The sequence below is a fragment of the Kitasatospora sp. NPDC093558 genome, from assembly GCF_040683475.1.
Classification (GTDB): Bacteria; Actinomycetota; Actinomycetes; order Streptomycetales; family Streptomycetaceae; genus Kitasatospora.
In genome coordinates, this window is sequence record NZ_JBFBDY010000057.1 from 1 (window position 1) to 23929 (window position 23929).

Sequence of the window (23929 nt, forward strand, 5' to 3'; positions counted from 1 at the left end):
GACCTGCTGATCCGCCGCGACGCGACGGGCCGCCCGCTGCCGCCCGCCCCCGGTCGGCGCACTGTCAGTCGATGTCGGTGCCCGGGCCGATGACCTTGATCCGGTCCTGCGCCGGGGCCTTCAGCGGCGCGGCCGCCGAGCTGTGGGCGCCCAGGTAGGCCACGAAGACGTCCAGGTCGGAGACGCCGACGAGCTTGTCGGTCCCGGCCGCCAGGGCCGGGAAGCCGTCGCCGCCCGCGGCCAGGAACTCGTTCGCCGCGACCCGGTACTTGGCGGCCGGGTCGATCGGCGCGCCGTTCAGGCGCACGGAGTCGACGACGACCCGGTCGGCCCCGGTCTTGCGCATGTCCAGGGTGTAGCTCAGGCTCCTGGACACCTGAAGGATCTTCGGCGCGGCGGTGTTGCCCCCGCTTACCTGCTGCTGGAGCAGCTGCACCAGCTGGGCGCCGGTCAGCGTCTTGACCTGCATCATGTTGGTGAACGGCTGGACGGTGAACGCCTTGCCGTACGTCACCACGCCGTCGCCCTCGCCGCCGGCGGCCTTGTAGACCAGGTCGGACCGGATGCCGCCGGGGTTCATGAACGCCACCTGCGCCCCGCCCTTGTCGGCCGGCGCGAGGCCCTCCAGCTGCGCGTCCGCGATCAGGTCGCCGAGCGGCTTCTCCAGGTCGCTGCTGCCGCGGCCGTTGATGTCCGAGGCGATGTAGCCGACCGGACGGCCCGCGATCGGCGCGGCCAGCTTGGAGTAGCGGGCGATCAGCTCGCTCATGTCCTCGGCCTTGGGCAGCGTCCGGCGCACGACGTGGTTCTCGGCCTTGACCGACGGGCGCACGATGGTGCCGCTGGTCCTGTCGAGCTTCAGGTCGATCTCGGTGAAGAGCCGGCCGAAGGAGGCGGCGCTGGTCACCGAGCGCGGCACGCCGGCCGGGTCCGGGATCATGCACGCGTACGCGTTGTGGGTGTGGCCGGTGACTATGGCGCCGACCGCGGGGTCGATGTTCCGCGCGATGTCGACGATCGGGCCGGAGACGCCCTGGCCGGCCGCGCCGCAGTCGTAGTTGTAGACGTTGCTGGCCGGGTAGCCGCCCTCGTGGATCAGCGCGACGATCGAGTTGACGCCCTGGGCCTTGAGCTCGGCGGCGTACTTGTTGATCGTGGTGACCTCGTTGCCGAACTTCAGGCCCTTGACGCCCGCCGCCGTCACGATGTTCGGCGTGCCCTCCAGCGTGACGCCGATGAAGCCGATCTTCACGCCCTGCGACTTCGTCACCCAGTACGGCGGCAGCAGCGGCTCGCCGGTGTTCTCGTCGGTGACGTTGGCCGACAGGTAGTTGAAGTTGGCGCCGCTGAACTTGCGGCCCTTCTCGTAGCAGCCGTCCACCGGGTGGCAGCCGCCGTTCTGCAGCCGCAGCAGCTCCTCGGCGCCGTGGTCGAACTCGTGGTTGCCGACCGACGTGACGTCCAGGCCGAGCTTGTCCATCGCCTCGATGGTCGGCTCGTCGTGGAACAGCGCCGAGGTGAGCGGGCTGGCCCCGACGATGTCGCCGGCCGCGACGGTGATCGAGTCGTCCGCCGCCTCGCGCGCCTGGCGCAGCGCCGTGGCCAGGTACTCGACGCCGCCGGCCGGGGTGCCGACCTGCTGGCCGGTGGCCGGGTCGATCTCCCGGACGGTGCCGGCCGAACCCGCCGGGGGCTCCAGGTTGCCGTGGAAGTCGTTGATCGCCAGCAGCTGGAGGTTGACGGTCTTGTGACGCCGGGAGTTGGCGTCGGCGGCCTGGGCGGCCGACGGAACGGCCACCGAGCCGAACAGTCCGGCGGCGGCGACCACGGCGAGCGCCGCGCGTCGTGATCTGACGGTGAGCATGAGGAGGTCCCCTGCGCCTAGGAGCGCCCGGCCGCGGAACCGGCGCAGGCGCGCGTGGATGTGGGTGTGCGCACGAGCAGCCTAGGGTCAACGCGCGTAGCTGTCAGGTTGTCTGACGTAACGACCGGATTACTCGTCGACCAACCACCGTGAACGAATCGGCGCCGCCCCCCACCACGGGAGCCCCGCTCACACCCCGGGTTCGGCCGCCAACTGCCGCTCGGCGCGCTCGCGTTCGGCCACCGCGTCCTCCGTCATGGCGCGGTCCGTGTAGACCAGCGGCCGCTCGGTCTCAGTGATGATGTGCTTCACCACCTGGACGTTCCCATTGACGTCCCAGACCGCGATGCCCGGCGACAGCGTCGGGATGATCTCCACCGCCCAGCGCGGCAGCCCCAGCACCCGGCCGGTGGCCCGCGCCTCCTCGGCCTTCTGCATGTAGATCGTCCGGGTGGAGGCCATCTTCAGGATCGCCGAGGCCTCCTTGGCCGCCGCCCCGTCCACCACGTCCGACAGGTGGTGCACCACCGCGACGAAGGACAGGCCGAGCCGGCGGCCGAACTTCAGCAGGCGCTGGAACAGCTGCGCCACGAAGGGGCTGTTGATGATGTGCCAGGCCTCCTCGACCAGGAAGATGCGCTTCTTCCGGTCCGGCCTGATCCAGGTGTGCTCCAGCCACACGCCGACGATCGCCATCAGGATCGGCATCGCGATCGAGTTGCGGTCGATGTGCGAGAGGTCGAAGACGATCAGCGGCGCGTCCAGGTCGATGCCCTCGGTCGTCGAGCCGTCGAACATGCCGCGCAGGTCACCGTCGACCAGCCGGTCCAGCACCAGCGCCACGTCCAGGCCCCAGCGCTGCACCTCGTCCACCGCGACGCCCAGCGACTCCACCGACGACAGATCGGGGTTGCGCAGCGTGTCGATGATGTCGTCCAGGACCGGCTGGCGGTCCTTCACCGACGCCACCACATGCGCGTGCGCGGCCTTCAGCGCGAAGCCCGCCCGCTCCTCCAGACCGCGGCCCATCGCGACCTCGACGATGGTGCGCAGCAGCGACAGCTGACCGGTCTGGGTGATCGCCGGATCCAGCGGATTGAGCTTTACCCCGCCGTCCCTGGCCGCCATCGGGTCCAGCCGGATCGACTTTATGCCCAGGGCGTTGGCGATCAGGTTCCACTCGCCGACGCCGTCCTCGCCCTGCGCGTCCAGCACCACGACCTGCCGGTCACGGAACCTCAGCTGCCGCAGGACGTACGTCTTCTCCAGCGCCGACTTGCCGTTGCCGGACTCCCCCAGCACCAGCCAGTGCGGCGCCGGCAGCTGCTGCCCGTACAGCTGGAAGGGGTCGTAGACGTACCCCTTGCCGCTGTACACCTCGCGCCCGATGATCACGCCCGAATCGCCCAGCCCCGGCGCCGCGGTGGGCAGGTAGACCGCCTGTGCCTGACCGGTCGACGTGCGCACGGGCAGCCGGGTGGTCTCCACCTTGCCGAACATCAGGCTGGTGAACGCGTCGGTGAGGTTGCCGAGCGCCATGGGCGGCCTCCTGGTCTGGATCGGGGAACGTGCGGCCGGACGTCAGCGGCGGATGCCGGTGGCGAACGGCAGCGTGTTGACGAAGGCCCGGTGGTGCTCGCGGTCGCACCACTCCAGCTTGAGGTAGCTCTTGCCGGCCGAGGCGCGGATGGTCCGCTTGTCGCGGGCCAGCGCCTCGGGGCTGCGCGAGGACACCGTGATGTACCCGACCAGGTTGACCCCGGCCGCGCCGGAGGCCAGGTCGTCACCGCGCTGGTCCACCCGGCCGGTGTGGGCCAGGTCGCGCGGGTCGACCGTGCGGTTCATCTTGGCCGCGCGGCTCGCCTCCGCATCGTCGTTGGTCTTCTCCGTCAGCATCCGCTCGATCGCGACGTCCGTCGGCTCCAGGTCCATCGTCACGGCGACCGTCCGGATCACGTCCGGGGTGTGCACCAGCAGCGGCGCGAGGAAGTTGACGCCCACCGGGGTGAGCGGCCACTCCTTGACCCACGCGGTGGCGTGGCACCACGGCTCCCGGGTCGTCGACTCGCGGGTCTTCGCCTGCAGGTACTGCGGGTGCGTCGCGTCCAGCTCGGCCGGCCACGCGTTGCGCCGGGACATCGCCTGGATGTGGTCGATCGGGTGGTCCGGGTCGTACATCGAGTGCAGCAGCGAGGACAGCCGGGCCTGGCCCAACGGCTGGCGCACCCTGATGTCCGCCTCCGCGAGCCGGGCGCAGATGTCGGTCAGCTCGCGCGCCATCACGGCCGCCAGCCCCTCGTCGTCCCGGGCCCGCCCGCCGGTCGCCGTCCGGCCCATCGCGTGCGCCTCGGCCGCCAGGTCGCGGGTGTAGTGCATGCAGGCCACCAGGTAGGCGCGGTGCTGCTCCGAGGAGGTCGACACCATCGACTGCAGCTGGTCGTACGACTCCTGCAGCCAGCGCGGCGCATCGCGGTCACCGCGCCGCTCGACGTCCTTGGCGTGCGCGTCCGGGTCGGCCGGCAGCGTCCGGGCCAGGATCTGCAGCCGCGTCACGAAGCCGTCCCCGTTGGCGACGTGCTTCAGCAGCGTACCGAACCGGTCGACCAGCGCCTCCTGGTCCTCCGAGTCGCGCAGGCCCACGCCCGGGCCCTCGATCTCGATCGCGGCCGTCACCGTGCGCCGCTCCAGGTGCATCAGCACCCCGACCTCGTCCGGCCCGAACGGCGCCGTCAGCCAGCGCAGCCGCCCCACCCCCGGCGGCGGACCGACCTCCACCTCCCGGCCGTCCAGCCGGGTGCCGGCGTCCATCACGTCCGACCGCCACACCGCGCGGCCACTGCGGATCGTCCGCCGGTAGGTGCGGTTGATCTCCACCCACTTGTAGAACGTCCGCTTGCGGTACGGCACGTAGACCGCCGCGATGGCCAGCGCGGGCAGGCCGACCAGGCCCCCGATGCGCAGCGGAAGCACCGGCATCATCAGGCCCCAGAGCATCCCGAGGAACGCCCCGAAGATGATCAGCAGGATCTCGCCGGTCTCCCGGTTGCGGCCGATCGGCGCGTTCGGGCGGGCCTTGCCGATCAGGTAGGTGCGGCGCTGGTGCACGTACGGCTGGGCGTACTGGGCACCGTACTGGCCGAGCGGTTCGCTGCTCACTTACCCGTCACCCTCCCTTCGCTGGATTGCTGTCGCGGATCGGAACCTGGGCCTGCGGCGGCCCGGCCTGCGGCGGCGGAGCCGGCGTGCGGCCCGCGTGCGCGGCGATGCCCGGGGCCACCGAACCGCCGCCCGCGCCCCCGCCACCCGAGCCGACACCCTGCGGGCCGCGGTCGCCGTGGGTGGTGATGCCCTGCTTCATCAGGTTCGCGGTGCCGTTGATCATCGCCGAACCGGCCGACACCGCGCTGGCCCGGGCGTGCCGCATGCTCATGATCTCGTCGCCGAAGCCCGGCACGAAGCGGTACACGGCGGCGCTCGCGAAGATCGACAGGAACAGGATCGCCAGCCCGGACAGCACCCGGGCGAAGTCGTCGTTCGCCCCCGCGCCGGTCGCCACCGCACCCGCCAGGCCCAGGATGATCACGATGATCGGCTTCGCCAGGTCCACCGCCACCATCACCCCCGCCCACCGGCGCACGTGCTTCCACAGCTGCTTGTCCACCAGCCCCGCGTACACCGCCGTCCCCAGCAGCGCGCCCACGTACAGCATCGCCGCCCGGATCAGCAGCTCGATCCAGAGCACCGCCGCCGCGAGCACCGCCACCAGCGACACGATGATCAGGATCAGCGGCCCGCCACCCATGTCCCCCTTCTCCAGGGTGTCGGCGAACCCGCCCAGGTACGTCCCGGTGTCCGACTTCGTCCCGACCGCGATCGCCTTCGTCAACCCGTCCGTGGCGCTCACCACGGTGTACAGGATCAACGGCGTGAACGCGGACGCCACGACTGTCAGCCACAGGAACCCGATCGCCTCCGAGATCGCCGTCGTCAACGGCGCCCCGCGCACCGCCCGCTTCGTCACCGCGAGCAGCCACAGCACCAGCGTGATGATCGTCGACGCCGCGAACACCACCGCGTACTGCTGCAGGAACGACGCATTGGTGAAGTCCACCTGCGTCGTCCCGTCGATCGCCCCCGACAACTTCCGCACAACCCACGCTGCCGCCTGCGCACACCCCTTGGCCAACGACCCGAGCGGATCGGTGGCGGTGCCCACGGCGCCGCTGCCCGGAACGGATCCTCCGGGTTTCGATGCACAGTAGACATCACTACCCGGCAGCGGCAGGACGTCACAGTTGTTGGTCGGCGACGCACTCGGACTCGGATCAGCCACCGCCCTGGAAGCCATGCCGATCACGGTGGCCTGGACCACGCCGAGTATCACGGCCGCACTACCGACGCTGGGCAACCGCCATCGCCTCGCACCATCAACGCGCATAGCGGAAACCTCCGAACTGCTCGACGGCGCCGGAGATCTCCTCGGCGGTGGCTGCCTGCTGGTCAGCCGGCATGGGAGCCGGGCCAGCTTTACGGGAGTACTCACTGACCTTCCAGTCCCCGGCCGTCCAGCGGAGTGAGAACGTGAGGGTGAACCAGTTGGCGGTCACGGGCTGGACGGAGCGTTCGCCGGCAAGGCCGGTAAGGCCCGAGCACCAGACCTCGATCTTCGCCTCCGCGTCGCTGTAGCCCGTCTGCTTGGTGCCCACCGGGACGGTGCGGCTCACGAAGGTGAGGCCCTTCGGGGCGTGGCCCTGGGCGTCGAGGCCGTAGCGGGCGGCGGTGTCGCCGCCGAAGCCCTGGTCCAGGCGGGACTGGAGGGTGGGGAGGGCGGCCGGGTCGGCGATGGTGGTGACGATGGTGTGGCGGGTGTCGGTGCGGAACATGTCCGCGCCGCCCATGGCGACCGCGTAGTTGGCGGCGGCGGACTGGGCGCCCTGGTCGGTGTGCGGGTAGCCGCTGGGGATGCCGTTGGTGGTGGTGCCGGCGGGCTGGTCGCCGCTGGGGGCGGGGCCGGCGCCGGGTGGCGCGGCGGGGGTGGCGTGGTCGGAGGAGCGGGCGTTGCCGCCGGGGTCCGGCTTGCCGTGGTTGGCGATGGAGATCGCGACGACGAGCAGCGTGACGACGACGAGGACGGTCAGCAGGGTGCGGAGCGGTCGCGGCTGACGTCCGTTCAGCTGGGAGGAGGGCTGTTCGCCGACCGGTAGCCGCGTACGGGTGTGCGGCTGGTCGTCGGACAACGGCACGGCGGCCCTCCTGGTGCGGGGAGCCGGGCGGCTCCGGGGGCCCTCCGGCCCTGGGCGGACGCGGACGGAGGGTGGGAACGGGGGTGGACTCGTGGCGGGCGGACTCCGGGCGGTCCGGACGGGGATCCGGCCTCGGGCCGGCGGCAGCGGGGCTGCTGCTGTCCGATCGTCAGATCGCCATGCCGTAGACAATGGTGAACAGAGTGCCGAGTGATCCAATGATGAACACGCCGGTCAGCCCGGCGATGATCAGTCCCTTGCCCTGTTCGGCGCCGAAGCTGTCCCGCATGGCGGTCGCACCGATCCGCTGCTTGGCGGCGCCCCAGACGGCGATGCCGAGGCAGACGAGGATGGCGACGGCCATGATGACCTCGACCATCACCCGGGCCTCCGACCCGAGACTCGCGAACGGGCCCCAGTCCGGGGCGATCCCGCCGATGATGGTGTCGATATTCGGCTTCTTTGGTGGGTCCTCGGCCGCCAGGTGGCCGATCGCGATGCTCTGCACGCTGCTCAGGTTCATTTCCATCTCACCGCCCGATCAGGCAAATTCAAGGGCCCTGACCCCGCCCGCGCGAAGGGTCGGTGCCTATTCTTGGCCAGATCTGATGTCGACTTGGCTACTTCTCGCGGATTGGTCGTGAGGCATCGGACACGTACGCGAGGATGTCCACCGTACGAAGGATAGCGCTCACTCTTTGTATCTCTGATGATTGCGGTGAGCAACGCCTTCCGGAACACTTCGACTGACGATTCGTCGGGATGGTGCTGATGGTACTCCGGAAGGCCGGTACGGCCGCCGCTGCGGCGGGAGTTGTCGGGATCGGGTTCGTCGGGCTCGTGACGGTCGGGACGTACGCGGCGAGCGGGACGCCGCAGCAGACGGCCAATCGCGGGACGCTGTCGGCCGGTTCGGTGCCGGCGGCCTACCAGGGGGCGATCCAGAAGTGGGGCGCGCTCTGTCCGGAGATCTCCCCGCCGATGCTCGCGGCGCAGCTGTACCAGGAAAGCGGCTTCGATCCGCAGGCCCGGTCCGGTGTAGGGGCGTTGGGAATGGCCCAGTTCCTGCCGGGCACGTGGGACATCTACGGCGTCGACGCGAATGGCGACGGCAAGAAGGACATCTGGGACCCGACGGACGCGATCGCCTCTGCGGCGAACTACGACTGCGCGCTGGCCAAGGACGTGGCGAAGGTCCCGGGGGACCGCCAGGACAACCTGCTGGCCGCGTACAACGCCGGCCCGTACGCGGTGGAGAAGTACAACGGCGTGCCTCCGTACAAGGAGACGCAGGGGTACGTGAAGAACATCAAGGCGCTGGCGCGCAGCTTCACGGCGCCGACCGCGCCGGTGGAGGTGTCGCAGCAGTCGGCGGGGGCGATCTACTTCGCGCAGACGAAACTCGGCACGCTGTACCTGTGGGGCGGTGACGGGCTGGCGTCGCAGAACGGGCGGTTCGACTGCTCGGGGCTCAGCAAGGCGGCGTTCGAGAGCGTGGGCATCATCCTGCCGCGCGTGGCCAACGACCAGTGGTACGCCGGGCCGCACCCCTCGCGCGACCAGCTGCGGCCGGGTGACCTGGTGTTCTTCGCGACGGACCTGAACGACCCGCGCAGCATCCACCACGTCGGGATCTACGTCGGCGGCGGCTACATGATCAACGCGCCGCACACCAACGCGGTGATCCGCTACGACAAGATCGACACCAAGGAGTACATCGGCGCGACCCGGGTCACCACGGACGGCGCCGAGGCGCTGCCGGTGCGCAACCTGGACGGCAGCATCACGGGCAAGGGCGGGATCGGCAGCGGCGCCACCCCGGACGCGCCCGGCACCCCGACCGCGACGGCCGCCCAGCAGGCCGCCCCCGCTGCCACGACTCCCCCCACCACTCCCGCAGTCCCCTCTTCCTCCGCCCACGCGGCCGCGGCACCGCCCGCCGCCCGGCCCGTGACCCCGTCGACACCCCCGCCCACCACCCGCCCCGCGGGTCAACCGACCGCAAAGCCCTGAGCCACCGGCAGCCCGGCGTGTGAGTGCGCTGTGGACGCTGAGTCAAGTTTCCATAACCACGCGTTTACGTGGAACGCTGAGCCCCGCTGATGACGTTTGGTCCGGTGGCCCCTCGTCAGCTCATCGCGCCGGGCGGGCCGCCCGGCCGGAACGTACAAGGTGCTGCAGCGGACCAGAAGGAGGTGCGGCGTGTCGACGCCGCTTGCCGACACGACCAACCCCGACCTCGGCCTGCTGTACGCCGTCAACGGTCTGGCCAAGAGCTCCCCGCCGTGGCTGGACCACCTGGTCTCGTGGATCGGCGAGTACGGCATCCTGATCGGCCTGGCGATGCTCGGCCTGGTCGGCTGGCTGCAGGCCAGACGCCGGCCGGACGCGCCGGTGGCGGTCGCCGGGCTGCTCTGGGTACCGCTGTCGGTGGCCATCGCCGAGCTGGCCAACCTGCCGATCGCCGCGATCGTGAACCGGCCGCGCCCGTTCGTGGACCACGGCGGGCTGCTCGTCCTGGTGGACGGCAAGGCCGGCACGCACTCCTTCGTCAGCGACCACTCGACGATGACGATGGGCGTCGCGGTGTCGCTCTTCCTGGTGAACCGTCGGCTCGGCTGGATCGCCGGCGGACTCGCCCTGCTCCAGGGCTTCTGCCGGATGTTCATGGGCGTCCACTATCCGACCGACGTGATCGGCGGCTACGCGCTCGCCGCCGCCGTGGTCCTGCTGCTGGCGCCGATCGCGATGGCCGTCCTGGTGCCGCTCTGCCACGCGCTGACCCGCACCACCGTCGCCCCGCTGATCCGGGCGCCCGAGCGCGCCGGTGCTCCACGTGGGCGCCGGCGGGGCCGCGAGCGGGGAGCCGTCCGCCCGGACGAGCAGCCGCCGGAGTCGGACCTGGCCGCCTGAGCGGTCACCCGGCTCCGCTCACGCTGTCGGAGAGGTGGTCCGCCCCCTCGCGGCGGGCCAGGTCGCGCGAGCGGCGGGCCGGGGAGTACCAGCCGCAGCTGCAGACCGCGTAGGCGAAGGACCCACGCTCGCTGATCGCGACGTGGTGTTCGGGCATCCGGGTGCCGGGCTCGGCCGGCAGCTCACTGTGCACGTTGTTCACCGTAACGCGCCGGGCACTCGGCGCGCGACGCCCTCCGTGCGCCCGGTCCCGCGTAACCAACCGCGCCCCAACTCGTTTGCCCGGAAAGAGCTCTGTCCACCCGGTGGTGTCCGGCGGGGCAGTCGGGCCCGAGGGGGTTGTCGCGAGGATGAAGATGACCGACCAGCAGCGCAGCGGACGGCCGGGGCGCCGGCCGGTGCCGCACCTGCGCTCGGCGGCCGCGGCCGCCCTGCTCGCCGCCGCCCTGGCCGCACTGACCGGCTGCTCGGGCGGGTCCGGCAGGGGTTCGGCCGACCAGAGCGCCCCCGACCAGCTCGCCGCGGACCCGGTCACCGCCGTCCGCAACGCCGCCGACATCACCGGCCGCACCGGCTCCGCGCACGCCGCCACCGAGCTGACCACCGAGTCGGCCGAGAAGAAGGCCGTCTTCTCCGGCACCGGCGGCTACGACTACGTGAAGCGGATCGGCCGCCTGGAGATCGCGGTGCCGCCCGGCGCGGCCACCACCGGCAAGATCGTCGAGGTGGTCCTGCCGGGCACGGTCTACCTGCAGAACAGCGGCGCCAAGGTGCCCGAGGGCAAGTGGGTCAAGCTGGACGTGCGCCAGCTGCCGGACGGCAACCTGGTCAGCAGCGGCGCCACCGACCCGGCCACCGCGGCGGGCGCGCTGCGCGGGGTGCAGAAGGCGGACGCGGTCGGCGTCGAGACGGTCGACGGCGTCGCGCTGCACCACTACCGCGGCACCCTGGACCTGTCGAAGGCGGCCGACGCGACCGGCGGCCGGGGCAGCGACGGCCTGCGGATCGGCGCCCAGACCTTCACCGTCAAGGACGTCCCGTACGACGCCTGGCTGGACGACCAGGGCCGGCTGCACAAGGTGGTCGAGGTCTTCACCTTCGCCGGGGTGGCCGGCTCCAAGGAGGCCAAGGACCAGGTGAAGGTCACGTCGACCACCGCGCTGACGGACTTCGGCAAGCCGGTGGAGGCGGCCGAGCCCGCGGCCTCGGACATCTTCGCCCTGAAGCCCACGGAGAGCCCGAAGTAGGCGGCCGGGGCAGCTGTTCCAGTGCTGGGGTATGTCGGGGCGCCGCCGGAGCGGGTGGCCGTCCGGGGAGCCGCGGCCACCCGTTTCGGCGGCGCGAGATGGCCCGTCCGTGCCATGTGGACGGGCTCCGAAGTGCCTAGGCTGGACGTCGGGTGGCTGCTGTCCGGGCTGACGAGGCACTGAAGGGGTGGTGCAGGTGGTGTCGTCCACGGGCGGCCGCAGCAACGGCCACGACGACGCGGCCCTCGACGAGATCGAGCTGGCCGGCGAGCTGATGATCGCCGCGACGGCCAGCACCGGCGACCGGCTGCCGACCGAGCGGATCGACGAGGTGCTGCTCGACCGGCCCGAGCCCGGCCGGGCGGACGCGGACCGGTGCGAGGGGCGGGACTGCCGTGACGAGCGGGAGCGGTAGGGCCGCGGGCGGGCGCCGCGCGGGCGGGGTCAGCTGCGCAGCAGCCGGCTGATCGCGGCGGTCGCCTCCGCCACCTTGGCGTCGAGCTCGGCGCCGCCCTCCTCGGCCGCGGCCGCGACGCAGTGCCGCAGGTGCTCCTCCAGCAGCGAGAGGGCGAAGGACTGCAGGGCCTTGGTGCCGGCCGACACCTGGGTGAGCACGTCGATGCAGTAGACGTCCTCGTCGACCATGCGCTGGAGCCCGCGGATCTGGCCCTCGATCCGGCGCAGCCGCTTGAGGTGGGCGTCCTTCTGCGCGCTGTACCCGTGCGGGCCGTGCCCGCCCTGGTGCGCGGCGGCCGGGGTGTGGTCGGCGTGCGGCTCGCTGCCGGGCGCGTCGTCCGGCTCGGTGCGCGCTTGCGTCGTGGTCATCGGCCCGCCTTCGTCTTGATGCCTGGTGGCTGCGTCGGCCACCAGTGTCCAACACCCGGACCCCCCGTGGTGTTCCGACGACCGGACCGGGGCCCCGCCGGGCCCGGCGGCGGGGGTTCCCCGGCGGCCCCGGGCGGCCTGTCGGCGGGTTCACCCGTCTGAGCGGCGCCCTGCTCTTCCGTCCGCAGGACGAGGGCATTACGCGCGAGGTTCCGTCAGACTGGGGGCTCACCTCCGCACATGGAAGTGCGCTCCGGGGCCGCCGGTGCGGCAGCCGAACGGAAGGGGAGGTTCCGCTTCCTGCCCCACCACCCCGTTTGCGCGATTGCGCTCGGTTGCACCTAGCATCGTTCAGTCCCTACCCCGCACATCGGAGATTTCCGTGCGTTTTAGCCTGACCCCGAAGGAGACGAGCTTCTACGACATGTTCGCCGCCGCCGCGGAGAACCTCGTCGTCGGTTCGAAGCTCCTGCTGGAACTGCTGGGATCAGACGTGTCGGCCCGCGCGGAGATCGTCGAGCGCATGCGCGCCGCCGAGCACGCCGGGGACGACACCACCCATGCCGTCTTCCACCAGCTGAACTCGTCCTTCATCACGCCCTTCGACCGCGAGGACATCTACAGCCTCGCCTCGTCGCTGGACGACATCATGGACTTCATGGAGGAGGCCGTCGACCTGGTCGTCCTCTACGACATCCAGACCCTGCCGAAGGGCATCGAGCAGCAGATCGAGGTGCTCGCCCGGGCCGCCGAGCTCACCGCCGCGGCGATGCCGAACCTGCGCAGCATGTCGAACCTCACCGAGTACTGGATCGAGGTCAACCGTCTGGAGAACCAGGCCGACCAGATCCACCGCAAGCTGCTCGCCCACCTGTTCTCCGGTCAGTACGACGCCATCGAGGTGCTCAAGCTCAAGCAGGTCGTGGACGTCCTTGAGGAGGCGGCGGACGCGTTCGAGCACGTCGCCAACACGGTGGAGACCATCGCCGTCAAGGAGTCCTGACCCCCGTGGACATGGCAGCACTCATCGCCGTCATTGGCGTTGCGTTCTTCTTCACGTACACCAACGGCTTCCACGACTCGGCGAACGCGATCGCCACCTCGGTCTCGACGCGGGCACTGACCCCGCGGGCCGCGCTCGCGATGGCCGCCGTGATGAACCTGGCCGGTGCCTTCCTCGGCAGCGGTGTCGCGCACACCGTCTCCAAGGGGATCATCGAGACCCCGACCGGCGACCAGGGGATGGCGATCCTGTTCGCCGCCCTGATCGGCGCGATCGCGTGGAACCTGACCACCTGGTACTTCGGCCTGCCCTCCTCCTCGTCGCACGCGCTGTTCGGCGGCATGGTGGGCGCGGCGCTGGCCGGCGGGATCGACGTGATCTGGAGCGGTGTCCTCGACAAGATCGTCATCCCGATGATCGTCTCGCCGGTGGTCGGCCTGATCGGCGGCTTCCTGGTCATGCTGGCGATCCTGTGGATCTTCCGCCGGGCCAACCCGCACCGCGCCAAGCGCAACTTCCGGGTCGCGCAGACCGCCTCGGCCGCCGCGATGGCGCTGGCGCACGGTCTGCAGGACGCGCAGAAGACCATGGGCATCGTGGTCATGGCGCTCACCATCTCGGGCCACCAGACCACCGGTGAGATCCCGGTCTGGGTGAAGATCTCCTGCGCCACGATGCTCTCGCTGGGCACCTACGCGGGCGGCTGGCGGATCATGCGGACCCTCGGCCGCAAGATCATCGAGCTGGACCCGCCGCAGGGCTTCGCGGCCGAGGCCACCGCCTCGGCGATCATGTACATCACGTCGTTCGTCTTCAAGGCGCCGATCTCCACCACCCACGTGATCACCGCGGCGATCATGGGCGCGGGGGCCACCAAGCGGGTCCGCGCGGTGCGCTGGGGCGTCGCCAAGAACATCGTGCTCGGCTGGTTCATCACCATGCCGGCGGCCGCCGTCGTCGCGGCGCTGATCTACTGGTTCGTCCACCTGTTCTGGGGCTAGTCCGCAGACGGTCCGGACGACTGACAGGGCCCGCCCCCACATCTCGGGGGCGGGCCCTTCTCATGCTCCACGGCGGCACCGCCATGCAGCACCGTGGAGCAGCTCGGTCTCCGGTTTAGCCGAAGCGGCCGGAGATGTAGTCCTCGGTCGCCTGGACCGAGGGGTTGGAGAAGATCCGCTGGGTGTCGTCCAGCTCGATCAGCTTGCCCGGCTGGCCGACGCCGGCCAGGTTGAAGAAGGCGGTGCGGTCGCTGACACGGGCCGCCTGCTGCATGTTGTGGGTCACGATGACGATCGTGAACTGGGACTTCAGCTCGCCGATCAGGTCCTCGATGGCGAGGGTGGAGATCGGGTCGAGCGCCGAGCAGGGCTCGTCCATCAGGAGGACCTGCGGCTCGACCGCGATGGCGCGGGCGATGCACAGGCGCTGCTGCTGGCCGCCGGAGAGGCCGGCGCCCGGCTTGCTCAGCCGGTTGTGGACCTCGTTCCAGAGGTTGGCGCCCTTGAGGGAGCGCTCCACGACCTCGTCCAGGACGGCCTTCTTCTTCACACCGGCGAGGCGCAGGCCGGCGACCACGTTGTCGTAGATCGACATGGTCGGGAACGGGTTCGGCCGCTGGAACACCATGCCGACCGCGCGGCGCACGGCGACCGGGTCGACGTTGGAGGCGTAGAGGTTCTCGTCGTCCAGGAGCACCTTGCCGTCGACGCGGGCGCCCGGGATCACCTCGTGCATCCGGTTGAGGGTGCGGAGGAAGGTGGACTTGCCGCAGCCCGAGGGGCCGATGAAGGCGGTCACCGAGCGGGGCTCGATGCTCATCGAGATGTCCTCGATGGCCTTGGTGGAGCCGTAGTAGGCCGACAGTCCGCTGACGTCGATGCGCTTGGCCATGATCGTTGCTTCTCTCGTCTGTCTTCGTCAGTCGGTCGCTCAGTGTCCGGCCTTGGGCGAGCGCCAGCGTGCGATGCCCCGGGCGATGAGGTTGAGCCCCATCACGAAGGCGATCAGCACGAGCGCGGCGCCCCAGGCGCGGGCGTAGCCGAAGTCGTTGTTGACCAGGGAGTACTGCTGCCAGATGTACATCGGCAGGGACTGCTGCGGTCCGTCGAACGGGTTGCTGTTGATGTAGTCGGCGCCGAACACCAGCATCAGCACCGGGGCGGTCTCACCCGTGATGCGGGCGACCGCGAGCATCACACCGGTGGTGATGCCGCCGATCGCGGTGGGCAGGACGATCCGCAGGATGGTCTTCCACTTCGGCACGCCGAGCGCGTACGACGCCTCGCGCAGCTCGTTCGGGACGAGCTTGAGCATCTCCTCGGTGGAGCGAACCACGACCGGCATCATCAGGATCGCCAGCGCGAGGCTGCCGGAGAAGCCGGAGTAGCCGAAGCCGAGGGCGAGGTTCCAGAGCGACAGGATGAACAGACCGGCGACGATCGACGGTACGCCCGTCATGACGTCGACGAAGAAGGTGACGACCTTGGCGAGCTTGCCGCGGCCGTACTCCACCAGGTAGACGGCGGTGAGCAGACCCACCGGGGCGGCCATCGCGGTGGCCAGGCCGACCTGCTCGAGGGTGCCGATCAGCGCGTGGTAGATGCCGCCGCCGGGGCCGCTGGAGATGACGCCCTTCATCGAGTGGCTCAGGAAGTACCCGTTCACCACGCCGATGCCCTGCTGGATCGTGTAGACGGTCAGCGCGACCAGCGGCACGACGGCGAGGATGAAGGCGACCCAGACCACCGAGGTGGCGAAGCGGTCCTTGGCCTGGCGGCGGCCCTCGACCTTGGCCGAGAGGGCGTAGCTGATCAGGACGAACAGGAGCGCCGAGATCAGGCCCCACTGCAGGTGGCTGGCCAGGCCGCCGACGGCGCCGATGGCGCAGCCGAGGGCGATCGAGCCCGCCGCGACGGCGGCCGGGGCCCACTTGGGCAGACGGTTCGCGGTCAGCGCGCGGCTGAGCGGGAGCGCGTCCGCCGGAACGGTGGTCGTAGCGCTGCTCATGCCGAGTACTCCTTGCGGCGGGCGACGATCAGCCGCGCGGCACCGTTCACCAGCAGGGTGATCACGAACAGGACGAGGCCGGAGGCCATCAGGGCGTTGCGGCCGTTGTCGCCGGCCTCGGCGAACTTCAGCGCGATGTTCTGCGCGAAGGTGCCGCCGCCCGGGTCGAGGATGTGCAGCGAGAGGATGCTGTTGGAGGACAGCACCACGGCGACGGCGATGGTCTCGCCGAGCGCGCGGCCGAGGCCGAGCATCGAGGCCGAGATGATGCCCGGGCGGCCGAAGGGCAGCACCGCGGTGCGGATCATCTCCCAGCGGGTCGCGCCGAGCGCGAGGGCCGCCTCCTCGTGCATCCGCGGAACCTGGCGGAACACCTCGCGGGAGACCGCGGTGATGATCGGGAGGATCATGATCGCGAGCAGGATGCCGACGGTGAACAGGTTGCGCGGGGTGGTGCCGGTCTTGGTCTGGTCGAAGATGTACGTCCAGCCGAGGTACTCGTTGAGCCAGCTGGTCAGACCGTTCATGTGCGGCACCAGGAAGAGCGCGCCCCAGAGGCCGTAGACGATGCTGGGGACGGCCGCGAGCAGGTCCACCAGGTAGGCGAACGGCTGGGCGATCCGGCGCGGCGCGTAGTGCGAGATGAACAGGGCGATCCCGATGGCCACCGGCACGGCGATCGCCATCGCGATGAGCGCGCTGACGATGGTGCCGAACGCGAGGACGGCGATGCCGAAGACCGGCTTCGGGGCGTCCGGCGTCCACTCGAAGGTGGTGAGGAAGTTGCCGTCGTTCTTGCTGAGCGCGAGGCCCGAGCGCCAGGCCAGGAAGCCGGCAATGGCGCCCATCACGACCAGCAGGAGGATGCCCGAGCCCCGGGCGAGGTTCATGAAGATCTTGTCGCCGACGCGGCTGTCGCGCCGTCGGCGTTCCCTGCCTCGCGGGGCGGCAGGGGAGGATGAAGTCATTGGTCTACTCCGGTCTGGTGGCGCCGCCCCGGGAGGGGGCGGCACCATGGCGGCGGTGCCCCGGACGTGTTGCTGGGTCGGGCGTTCCGGTGGGACGGCCCCGGCCCCCCTCGCTCACGGGGCCGCCCCACCGGTGGTCCTGCTGGGTCAGGCCAGGGTCGGGATGACGGCGTTGACCTTGTCGGTCAGCTCCTTCGGCAGCGGCACGTAGCCCTTCTCGCCGACGGCCTTCTGGCCCGCCTCGCTGATGGTGTAGCCGAGGAAGGCCTTCAGCGTGTCGAGGGTGTCGGCCTTGTTGCCCTTGTCGCAGACGATCTCGTAGGTGACCAGGACCAGCGGGTAGGAGCCCTCGTCCTTGGTCGCGTAGTCGAGCTTCAGCGCCAGGTCGCTGCCGGTGCCGGCGATCTTCGCCTTGGCGAAGGTGTTGGCGGCGTTCTCGGCGGTCGCGGCGACCGGCTTGGAGGCGCCGGTGTTGATCGCGGCGCTCTTCAGGCTGTTGGTCTGGGCGAAGGAGAGCTCGACGTAGCCGATCGAGTTCTTGACCTGCTTCACCTGGGCCGAGACGCCGGCGCTGCCGTTGGCCGACTGGCCGCCCTTGCCGGCCCAGGTCTTGGCGGCCGGGTAGGACCAGGCGCCACCGCTGGCCGCGGCGAAGTACTTGGTCAGGTTCTCGGTGGTGCCGGAGTCGTCCGAGCGGTGGAACGACTGGATGTCCGTGTCCGGCAACTTGGCGCCCGGGTTGAGGGCGGCGATCGCCGGGTCGTTCCACTTGGTGATCTGCGAGTCGAAGATCTTGGCGGCGGTCGGGGCGTCCAGGACCAGGTTGTCGACGTTGTCGACGTTGTAGACCAGCGAGATCAGGCCCGCGGCCATCGGCAGGTCGATGCCCTGGCCGCCGGTGCAGACCGCCTTGGAGGCGTCGACCTCGGCCGGCTTCAGGGCCGAGTCGGAGCCGGCGAACTGGATCTTGCCCTGGTTGAACTGCTGGATGCCGGCGCCGGAGCCGCCACCGCTGTAGTTGACCGTGGCACCGGAGCAGGCCGCGCCGAAGGCGGTCTTCCACACGTCGACGGCGTTGCCCTGCGCGGTGGAACCGGCGCCGAGGAGCGCGGCGGGCTTGCTGCCACAGTTGATCGAGGACGCGGCGGCGGAACCCGAGGAGCCCGACCCGCCGGCGTTGGTGTTGTTGTTGTCAGAGCCGCACGCGGCGAGCGACAGCGAGCTGACGAGCGCCATGGCACCGATGGCGAGGGCCTTGGAGCGGCCGTTCCGCTGGAGCTTCACTGGGTGTCCCTTTCTGTGGCATTGCCCGTCGCGCGGGCCGTGCGGACACGGCGGAGCGCGGGTTTTGCTGTGGTCCGGGGCCCTTCCGGCCCTCCGGTAGTCCCGAAGTTAGGCCGGGTAAGTGACACGACAGCCGGTCGCAAGTGAACGGGGAGTGAACCTCGAACGGATGACAGGAAACTAGGTCAGGTAGTAACGGTTGCGTCACGGCAAGAACTCAGGAAGATCACTTCCACGGATCCTTCACCAGCGGAAGCTGTCCGTCCGTACCGGCTTCGCCCCCAGGATCTCCAGGAGCGCGTCGACCAGCAACCGGTCGCGCTCGTGGGTCAGCCGGGCGCGGGCCTTCCCGGCCGCAAGCCACTCCAGCCGGTCCACCTCGCGGTTCGGCCGGAACGCCCCCGCGGTCGGCACCGCCGCCCAGTAGCGGACCTCCTTCGGACGGCCCTGCACCGGGTAGTGCTGCGCCGGCAGCTCCGGGCCGAGCACGCAGGTGAACCCGGTCTCCTCACGCACCTCGCGCAGCGCCGCCTCGGCCATGCCCTCGCCCGGGTCGAGCTTGCCCTTCGGCAGGCTCCAGTCGTCGTACTTGGGCCGGTGGATCACCGCGATCCGGGGACGCCCCAGCCGTCCGCTCTTCTTGGGCCGGCCGGGCAGCCACAGCACCGCGCCCGCGGCGAGGATCACCGGGGTGTGCTCGGCCGCCTGACCGGTGATCGGGCGATCGCGCAATTCATGCCGTCCGTGGTGCGGGGGAATGCCCCCAGCCCTCGGCAGGGGGGATCTCCAGCCAGCCGTCCAGGCCTGGGGGGAGTTCGGGCCACCGGCGGCCGAAGGCGTACCGCGCCGCCTCGACCTCCAGTCGTTGATCAGCATGCACCACGCCCAGCACGTAGGCGGTGGCGGGGGTGATCCGCGGCGTGCGCGCCGCCGTCGCCGCGGTCACCGCCGCGTCCGCCGCCTCCTGGTGACGGCCCAGCACCTCGTCCAGCTCGTCCAGGTCCACCGACGGGCGCCCGCACACCTCCAGCGCGTAGCGGGCCCGCTTCACCAGGATCCGCATCCGCGCCCACGGCTCGTCGTCGGCGGCCAGCGCGGCGTCCGCGTCCACCGCGCCGCGGGCCTGCGGAACCGCGCCCAGCCGGCGCAGCCCGTCCCCGCCGTACGGCGTGGCGGCGCGCTGGAGCGGCAGCTGGGCGGCGCTCGCGGTCAGCGCGGTGAACGCGGCGGCGGCCTGCGGCAGCAGCACCGCGCCGGCCCGCGCGTTCGCCGCCTCCAGCAGCGGCGCCTCGCCGACCAGCAGCGTCATCCGGTCCGCCAGCGCGTGCAGCCGGGCCGACCGCAGCTCCTGGAGCACGCTGGAGTGCGCCCGCGTCCTGGCCAGCGTCAGCTGCCGGTCCAGCAGCGCCCGCGCCTTCGGCGCACCGGCGTGCCCGGCCAGCATGCCCGTCCCGTCCGGGTCGGAGCCGCTCAGCGAGTCGAGCGCGCCCAGCAGCCGGGCCGACCGGCGGACGTACCCGGGCTCCAGCGCGAGCAGGTTCAGCAGCCAGCGCAGCTCGGTGCGGGACTCCTGCGCCCAGGCCTGTTCGAAGACGTTGCCGAAGGTGTGCAGCAGCCCGCCGATCCGCCGCACGGAGCGCAGCAGGTCGGCGGTGCCGGCCGCGGGCACGGCGCCCGTGCCCGGTCTGGCGCCGACCTCGCCCACCGCGAGCGGCAGGGCGCGCAGGAACGCGCCGGCCTGGGCGGTGAGATGGCTGGAGAGGATGTCCCCGGCGGTCGCGGTGGAAGCCGCCCGGGCCGTCATCGGCGCTTCGGTCATGGCGTGGTAGATCCCCGATCCCCCGGGTCCGTCCCCCGGGGCTGGTGGCCGACCGCCGGAGCCGGCCCCCTGCCGGCTCCAGCGGCTCGCATCAGTGGTCACGTCAGCGGGAGGTGGCGGCCCGGCGGCGCTGGCGCGAATCGATGAGCAGGTCCTGGATGTGCCGCAGCGGCCGGCCCTCGGCGTCCTGCGAGCGGCGGGTCCACGCGCCGTCCGGACCGAGGTGCCAGGACTCGGTCTCGTCCGACACCCCGAGGTCGAGCAGCCCGGACAGCTCGGCGCGGTGCGCGGGATCGGTGATCCGCATCAGCGCCTCGATCCGGCGGTCCAGGTTGCGGTGCATCATGTCGGCGCTGCCGATCCAGACCTCCGGATCGCCGCTGTTGCCGAACACGAAGAGGCGGGAGTGTTCGAGGAAGCGGCCCAGCACGCTGCGGACCCTGATGTTCTCGCTCAGCCCCGGCACGCCCGGGCGGATCGCGCAGATCCCGCGGACCCACACGTCCACCGGCACGCCGGCCTGCGAGGCCCGGTACAGCGCGTCGATCACGGCCTCGTCGACGATCGAGTTGACCTTGAGCTTCACGTAGGCCGGGCGGCCCGCGCGGTGGTGGGCGATCTCGTTGTGGATCCGCGAGACCAGGCCGTCGCGCAGGCCGCGCGGGGCGGTCAGCAGACGGCGGTAGGACTCGCGGCGCGAGTAGCCGGACAGGCGGTTGAAGAGGTCCGAGAGGTCGGCGCCGACCTGCGGGTCCGAGGTGAGCAGCCCGAGGTCCTCGTAGAGCCGGGCGGTCTTCGGGTGGTAGTTGCCGGTGCCCACGTGCGAGTAGCGCCGCAGGGTGTCGCCCTCCTGACGGACCACCAGCGACAGCTTGCAGTGCGTCTTCAGGCCGACCAGGCCGTAGACGACGTGACAGCCGGCCTCCTCCAGCTTGCGGGCCCACTTGATGTTGGCCTGCTCGTCGAAGCGCGCCTTGATCTCGACCAGGACCAGCACCTGCTTGCCCGACTCCGCCGCGTCGATCAGCGCGTCGACGATCGGCGAGTCACCCGAGGTGCGGTACAGCGTCTGCTTGATCGCCAGCACGTCCGGGTCGGCCGCGGCCTGCTCCAGGAAGGCCTGCACCGAGGTGGAGAAGCTGTCGTACGGGTGGTGCAGCAGGACGTCCCGCTCGCGCATCGCGGCGAAGATGTCCGGCTGGGAGGCCGACTCGACGTCGGTCAGGCCGCGCGCCGTGCCCGCCACGAACTTCGGGTACTTGAGCTCCGGGCGGTCCAGCTCGGAGATCCCGAACAGGCCGGTCAGGTCGAGCGGGCCGGGCAGCGGGAAGACCTCCGCCTCGGTGATGTTCAGCTCCCGCACCAGCAGGTCCAGGATGTAGGGGTCGATCGACTCCTCGACCTCCAGCCGCACCGGCGGGCCGAAGCGCCGCCGCATCAGCTCCTTCTCCAGGGCCTTGAGGATGTTCTCGGTGTCGTCCTCCTCGACCTCGAGGTCCTCGTTGCGGGTGACCCGGAAGGCGTGGTGCGCGAGCACCTCCATGCCCGGGAACAGCTCCTCCAGGTGCGCGCCCATCACGTCCTCCAGGGGGACGTAGCGCTGGGGCGAGGCCTCCAGGAAGCGGGCGAGCGACTGCGGGACCTTCACGCGGGCGAAGTGCTTGTGCCCGGACACCGGGTTGCGCACCACCACGGCGAGGTTGAGGGACAGCCCCGATATGTACGGGAAGGGGTGCGCGGGGTCGACCGCCAGCGGGGTCAGGACCGGGAAGATCTTCTGCCGGAAGAGCGTGTGCAGGCGGGCCTGCTCCTTCTCCGCCAGCTCCGGCCAGCGGACCACCTCGATGCCCTCGGTGGCGAGGTCCGGCAGCACCTCCTGCTGGAACGCGGCGGCGTGGCGGGCCATCAGCTCGCGCGAGCGCGTCCAGATCAGGTCGAGCACCTCGCGCGGCTGGAGGCCGGAGGCGCTGCGCTGGGCGACACCGGTGGCGATCCGGCGCTTGAGGCCGGCCACCCGGACCATGAAGAACTCGTCCAGGTTGCTCGCGAAGATGGCGAGGAACTTGGCCCGCTCCAGCAGCGGGATCTGCGGGTCCTCGGCGAGCTCCAGGACGCGCTCGTTGAAGGCGAGCCAGCTCCGCTCGCGGTCCAGGAACCGGCCCTGCGGAAGCTCCTCGAACTCCAGCTCGTCCGCCGTCGACGGCTCCGGCGGCACACCGAGCGCGTTCGAGATCCTGGCCGGCGGGGACAGTGGGGCAGAGACGGGGCGAGGGATGCTCATGGGTTCCAGCTCCTCCAGCAGCAGGACGGCGTCCGAACGCGATTGGCTCTGCGGGCCGTCGTCATCGCCCGGCTCCCACGCCCACCCACCCGGCGCGGTCGGTACAGGACCGGCCGCCGTGTGACGGCCGACGCTGCACGAGCGAGACACTACGGACTTCATCCTGTGATCTTCGCGGCAACAATTGAATCCACGGTAAACACCGCATGGCCAGGAGGAAAGCTGAGTCGGTCGGGGCCGGAGCGGTGCCGCCCCACACCTTGCCCCGACCGACTGTTGCGGCTAGACCGCCCGGTCTTCCCGGTACTCGACGCGATACATGAGGTCCACCTCGTGCACGGTGAATCCCAAGCGTTCATATACCCGCACCGCGGCTGCGTTCTCCGCATCGACGTAGAGAAGTACCGTCTCCAGTCCACGCTCGCCGGCACCTGAGCCGGTCAGGTGACGCAGGCCCGCCGCGGTCAGCGCGCGGCCGAGGCCGCTTCCCTGCTCGGCCGGGTCCACCCCGACGACGTACACCTCGCCGAGCGCCGGCTCGGTGGCGGTGGCCTCGTGCACCTTCGTCCAGTGGAAGCCCACCACCTTGCCGTCGCGGGTGGCCAGGAAGAAGCCGGCCGGGTCGAACCAGGGCTCGGCCAGCCGGTCCGCCAGGTCGCGCTCGGTCCAGGCGCCCTGCTCGGGGTGGTGGGCGAAGGCGAGCGCGTTCAGCCGCAGCCACTCGGCGTCGTCCTCGCCCGGACGGAAGGTCCGCAGCTCGACGCCCTCGGGGAGCGGGACGATCTCGGTCTGGGCACCGGTGCGGCGCATCTGCCGCAGCTCGCGTACCAGCTCGGCGCCGTACCGGTCGGCCAGGTGGCGGGCGGCCGGGTGGCCGCCGTGCACCCAGAAGTCGACGGTGCCGCGGCCGGCCCGGTGGGCCTCCGCCAGTACGGCGTCCACCAGGGGGCGGGCCAGGCCGCGGCCGCGGGCGGTGGGGGCGACGACGAGCTCGGCGGCGGGGTTGGCGTGGGTGCCGGGGGCCGTGTCCTGGGGGATCTCCAGCTGGGCGTATGCCACGACGGCTGTTCCGGCGGCGTCGGCTGCTCCGGCTGCTTTGACGGTTTCGGCGGTTTCGGCGGTTTCGAGCAGATGGGTGACACCCGGGCGGGGCGTCTCCGAGGAACGCAGCCGGAGCCGGCCCTGCTCGGACACGGCCGCGCGGCCGTCGACTTCCTGGGCGTCCGCGAGCACGCGCAGAGCGCCGTCACGCTGCTCGGGCCGGAGCACGCTGTCCGCCATGACCGCTGTCTGTTCGTCCATGGACTGACAATACGTCACCGGGGGTGGACATCCCCGGAAATGCGAAAAGCCCCCGATCCGAATGGATCAGGGGCTTTTCAGAAGAATTGTTCGGCGGCGTCCTACTCTCCCACAGGGTCCCCCCTGCAGTACCATCGGCGCTGTGAGGCTTAGCTTCCGGGTTCGGAATGT

The 23929-nt window shown here is 71.0% G+C and carries 21 protein-coding genes, 1 rRNA gene and 1 pseudogene; 6 read left to right on the top strand and 17 right to left on the bottom strand.

Features of this window, described 5'->3' with window-relative positions:
* Positions 1-64 precede the first annotated feature (64 nt).
* The 6 genes from AB0O00_RS09110 to AB0O00_RS09135 form a co-directional block, all read right to left on the bottom strand.
* Positions 65-1864, bottom strand: a complete 1800-nt coding sequence (locus AB0O00_RS09110) for a bifunctional metallophosphatase/5'-nucleotidase (protein WP_363649692.1) — start codon at positions 1862-1864, stop codon at positions 65-67.
* Positions 1865-2053: 189 nt separating this feature from the next.
* Positions 2054-3403, bottom strand: coding sequence for an ATP-binding protein (locus AB0O00_RS09115; protein WP_363649694.1), 1350 nt, complete (start codon positions 3401-3403; stop codon positions 2054-2056).
* 42 nt (positions 3404-3445) lie between these two features.
* Entirely contained in the window at positions 3446-5020 is a 1575-nt protein-coding gene (locus AB0O00_RS09120) for an SCO6880 family protein (RefSeq protein ID WP_363649695.1), read from the bottom strand.
* Between the two features lie 7 nt (positions 5021-5027).
* Positions 5028-6245, bottom strand: coding sequence for a hypothetical protein (locus tag AB0O00_RS09125; RefSeq protein ID WP_363649726.1), 1218 nt, complete (start codon positions 6243-6245; stop codon positions 5028-5030).
* 46 nt (positions 6246-6291) lie between these two features.
* Positions 6292-7107, bottom strand: a complete 816-nt coding sequence (locus tag AB0O00_RS09130) for a hypothetical protein (RefSeq protein WP_363649697.1) — start codon at positions 7105-7107, stop codon at positions 6292-6294.
* 169 nt (positions 7108-7276) lie between these two features.
* Positions 7277-7636: a hypothetical protein gene (locus AB0O00_RS09135; protein ID WP_363649699.1), complete on the bottom strand. Its 360-nt coding sequence runs from the start codon at positions 7634-7636 to the stop codon at positions 7277-7279.
* A gap of 242 nt (positions 7637-7878) precedes the next feature.
* On the opposite strand from AB0O00_RS09135, the pseudogene AB0O00_RS09140 reads away from it, so the two are divergent.
* Together AB0O00_RS09140 and AB0O00_RS09145 are read left to right on the top strand one after the other, a co-directional pair.
* A pseudogene (locus tag AB0O00_RS09140) lies at positions 7879-8868 on the top strand (bifunctional lytic transglycosylase/C40 family peptidase); the annotation flags it as partial.
* Positions 8869-9309: 441 nt separating this feature from the next.
* Complete coding sequence (locus AB0O00_RS09145) at positions 9310-10020, top strand: phosphatase PAP2 family protein (protein WP_363649701.1); 711 nt, start codon at positions 9310-9312, stop codon at positions 10018-10020.
* A 4-nt stretch (positions 10021-10024) separates the two neighbouring features.
* Here AB0O00_RS09145 and AB0O00_RS09150 read toward each other — a convergent pair whose 3' ends face one another.
* On the bottom strand, positions 10025-10213 hold the full coding sequence (locus AB0O00_RS09150) for a hypothetical protein (protein ID WP_363649702.1): 189 nt from the start codon (positions 10211-10213) through the stop codon (positions 10025-10027).
* Positions 10214-10376: 163 nt separating this feature from the next.
* On the opposite strand from AB0O00_RS09150, the gene AB0O00_RS09155 reads away from it, so the two are divergent.
* Positions 10377-11267 carry a hypothetical protein gene (locus tag AB0O00_RS09155; RefSeq protein WP_363649704.1) on the top strand — a complete coding sequence of 297 codons (891 nt, stop codon included), beginning with the start codon at positions 10377-10379 and terminating at the stop codon, positions 11265-11267.
* Positions 11268-11463: 196 nt separating this feature from the next.
* A complete protein-coding gene (locus AB0O00_RS09160; protein ID WP_363649706.1) occupies positions 11464-11682 on the top strand; it encodes a hypothetical protein in 219 nt (72 codons plus the stop codon).
* A gap of 29 nt (positions 11683-11711) precedes the next feature.
* On the opposite strand, the gene AB0O00_RS09165 is transcribed toward AB0O00_RS09160, so the two are convergent.
* Positions 11712-12092 (bottom strand): metal-sensitive transcriptional regulator, encoded by a 381-nt coding sequence (locus tag AB0O00_RS09165; RefSeq protein WP_363649708.1) that lies wholly within the window; start codon positions 12090-12092, stop codon positions 11712-11714.
* Positions 12093-12474: 382 nt separating this feature from the next.
* On the opposite strand from AB0O00_RS09165, the gene AB0O00_RS09170 reads away from it, so the two are divergent.
* A complete protein-coding gene (locus AB0O00_RS09170) occupies positions 12475-13095 on the top strand; it encodes a DUF47 family protein (protein WP_360263985.1) in 621 nt (206 codons plus the stop codon).
* Positions 13096-13100: 5 nt separating this feature from the next.
* Entirely contained in the window at positions 13101-14096 is a 996-nt protein-coding gene (locus tag AB0O00_RS09175) for an inorganic phosphate transporter (RefSeq protein ID WP_363649711.1), read from the top strand.
* Positions 14097-14211: 115 nt separating this feature from the next.
* On the opposite strand, the gene pstB is transcribed toward AB0O00_RS09175, so the two are convergent.
* The 9 genes from pstB to rrf form a co-directional block, all read right to left on the bottom strand.
* The gene (gene pstB, locus AB0O00_RS09180; protein WP_363649713.1) at positions 14212-14988 is read right to left on the bottom strand and encodes a phosphate ABC transporter ATP-binding protein PstB; all 777 of its coding nucleotides are present in this window, start codon (positions 14986-14988) and stop codon (positions 14212-14214) included.
* Between the two features lie 39 nt (positions 14989-15027).
* Entirely contained in the window at positions 15028-16104 is a 1077-nt protein-coding gene (gene pstA, locus AB0O00_RS09185) for a phosphate ABC transporter permease PstA (protein WP_363649716.1), read from the bottom strand.
* The gene (gene pstC, locus AB0O00_RS09190; RefSeq protein WP_363649718.1) at positions 16101-17072 is read right to left on the bottom strand and encodes a phosphate ABC transporter permease subunit PstC; all 972 of its coding nucleotides are present in this window, start codon (positions 17070-17072) and stop codon (positions 16101-16103) included. The genes pstA and pstC overlap by 4 nt, the downstream gene beginning before the upstream one ends.
* Before the next feature lie 147 nt (positions 17073-17219).
* Positions 17220-18356 carry a phosphate ABC transporter substrate-binding protein PstS gene (gene pstS, locus AB0O00_RS09195; protein WP_363649720.1) on the bottom strand — a complete coding sequence of 379 codons (1137 nt, stop codon included), beginning with the start codon at positions 18354-18356 and terminating at the stop codon, positions 17220-17222.
* 243 nt (positions 18357-18599) lie between these two features.
* A complete protein-coding gene (locus AB0O00_RS09200) occupies positions 18600-19022 on the bottom strand; it encodes an NUDIX hydrolase (RefSeq protein ID WP_363649727.1) in 423 nt (140 codons plus the stop codon).
* A gap of 67 nt (positions 19023-19089) precedes the next feature.
* A complete protein-coding gene (locus AB0O00_RS09205; RefSeq protein ID WP_363649722.1) occupies positions 19090-20175 on the bottom strand; it encodes a CHAD domain-containing protein in 1086 nt (361 codons plus the stop codon).
* A 103-nt stretch (positions 20176-20278) separates the two neighbouring features.
* Complete coding sequence (locus tag AB0O00_RS09210) at positions 20279-22456, bottom strand: RNA degradosome polyphosphate kinase (RefSeq protein ID WP_363649724.1); 2178 nt, start codon at positions 22454-22456, stop codon at positions 20279-20281.
* A gap of 282 nt (positions 22457-22738) precedes the next feature.
* A complete protein-coding gene (mshD, locus tag AB0O00_RS09215) occupies positions 22739-23737 on the bottom strand; it encodes a mycothiol synthase (protein WP_363649729.1) in 999 nt (332 codons plus the stop codon).
* A gap of 109 nt (positions 23738-23846) precedes the next feature.
* Positions 23847-23929 (bottom strand): 5S ribosomal RNA (gene rrf, locus AB0O00_RS09220); the annotation flags it as partial.

Excerpts from the sequence above, each read along its gene's own strand:
- AB0O00_RS09205 (WP_363649722.1), bottom strand. The coding sequence starts at position 20,175 with ATGACCGAAGCGCCGATGACGGCCCGGGCGGCTTCCACCGCGACCGCC.
- AB0O00_RS09165 (WP_363649708.1), bottom strand. The coding sequence starts at position 12,092 with ATGACCACGACGCAAGCGCGCACCGAGCCGGACGACGCGCCCGGCAGC.
- AB0O00_RS09135 (WP_363649699.1), bottom strand. The coding sequence starts at position 7,636 with ATGGAAATGAACCTGAGCAGCGTGCAGAGCATCGCGATCGGCCACCTG.
- AB0O00_RS09210 (WP_363649724.1), bottom strand. The coding sequence starts at position 22,456 with ATGAGCATCCCTCGCCCCGTCTCTGCCCCACTGTCCCCGCCGGCCAGG.
- AB0O00_RS09155 (WP_363649704.1), top strand. The coding sequence starts at position 10,377 with ATGACCGACCAGCAGCGCAGCGGACGGCCGGGGCGCCGGCCGGTGCCG.
- AB0O00_RS09110 (WP_363649692.1), bottom strand. The coding sequence starts at position 1,864 with ATGCTCACCGTCAGATCACGACGCGCGGCGCTCGCCGTGGTCGCCGCC.
- pstA (WP_363649716.1), bottom strand. The coding sequence starts at position 16,104 with ATGAGCAGCGCTACGACCACCGTTCCGGCGGACGCGCTCCCGCTCAGC.
- mshD (WP_363649729.1), bottom strand. The coding sequence starts at position 23,737 with ATGGCGGACAGCGTGCTCCGGCCCGAGCAGCGTGACGGCGCTCTGCGC.
- pstC (WP_363649718.1), bottom strand. The coding sequence starts at position 17,072 with ATGACTTCATCCTCCCCTGCCGCCCCGCGAGGCAGGGAACGCCGACGG.
- AB0O00_RS09115 (WP_363649694.1), bottom strand. The coding sequence starts at position 3,403 with ATGGCGCTCGGCAACCTCACCGACGCGTTCACCAGCCTGATGTTCGGC.
- pstB (WP_363649713.1), bottom strand. The coding sequence starts at position 14,988 with ATGGCCAAGCGCATCGACGTCAGCGGACTGTCGGCCTACTACGGCTCC.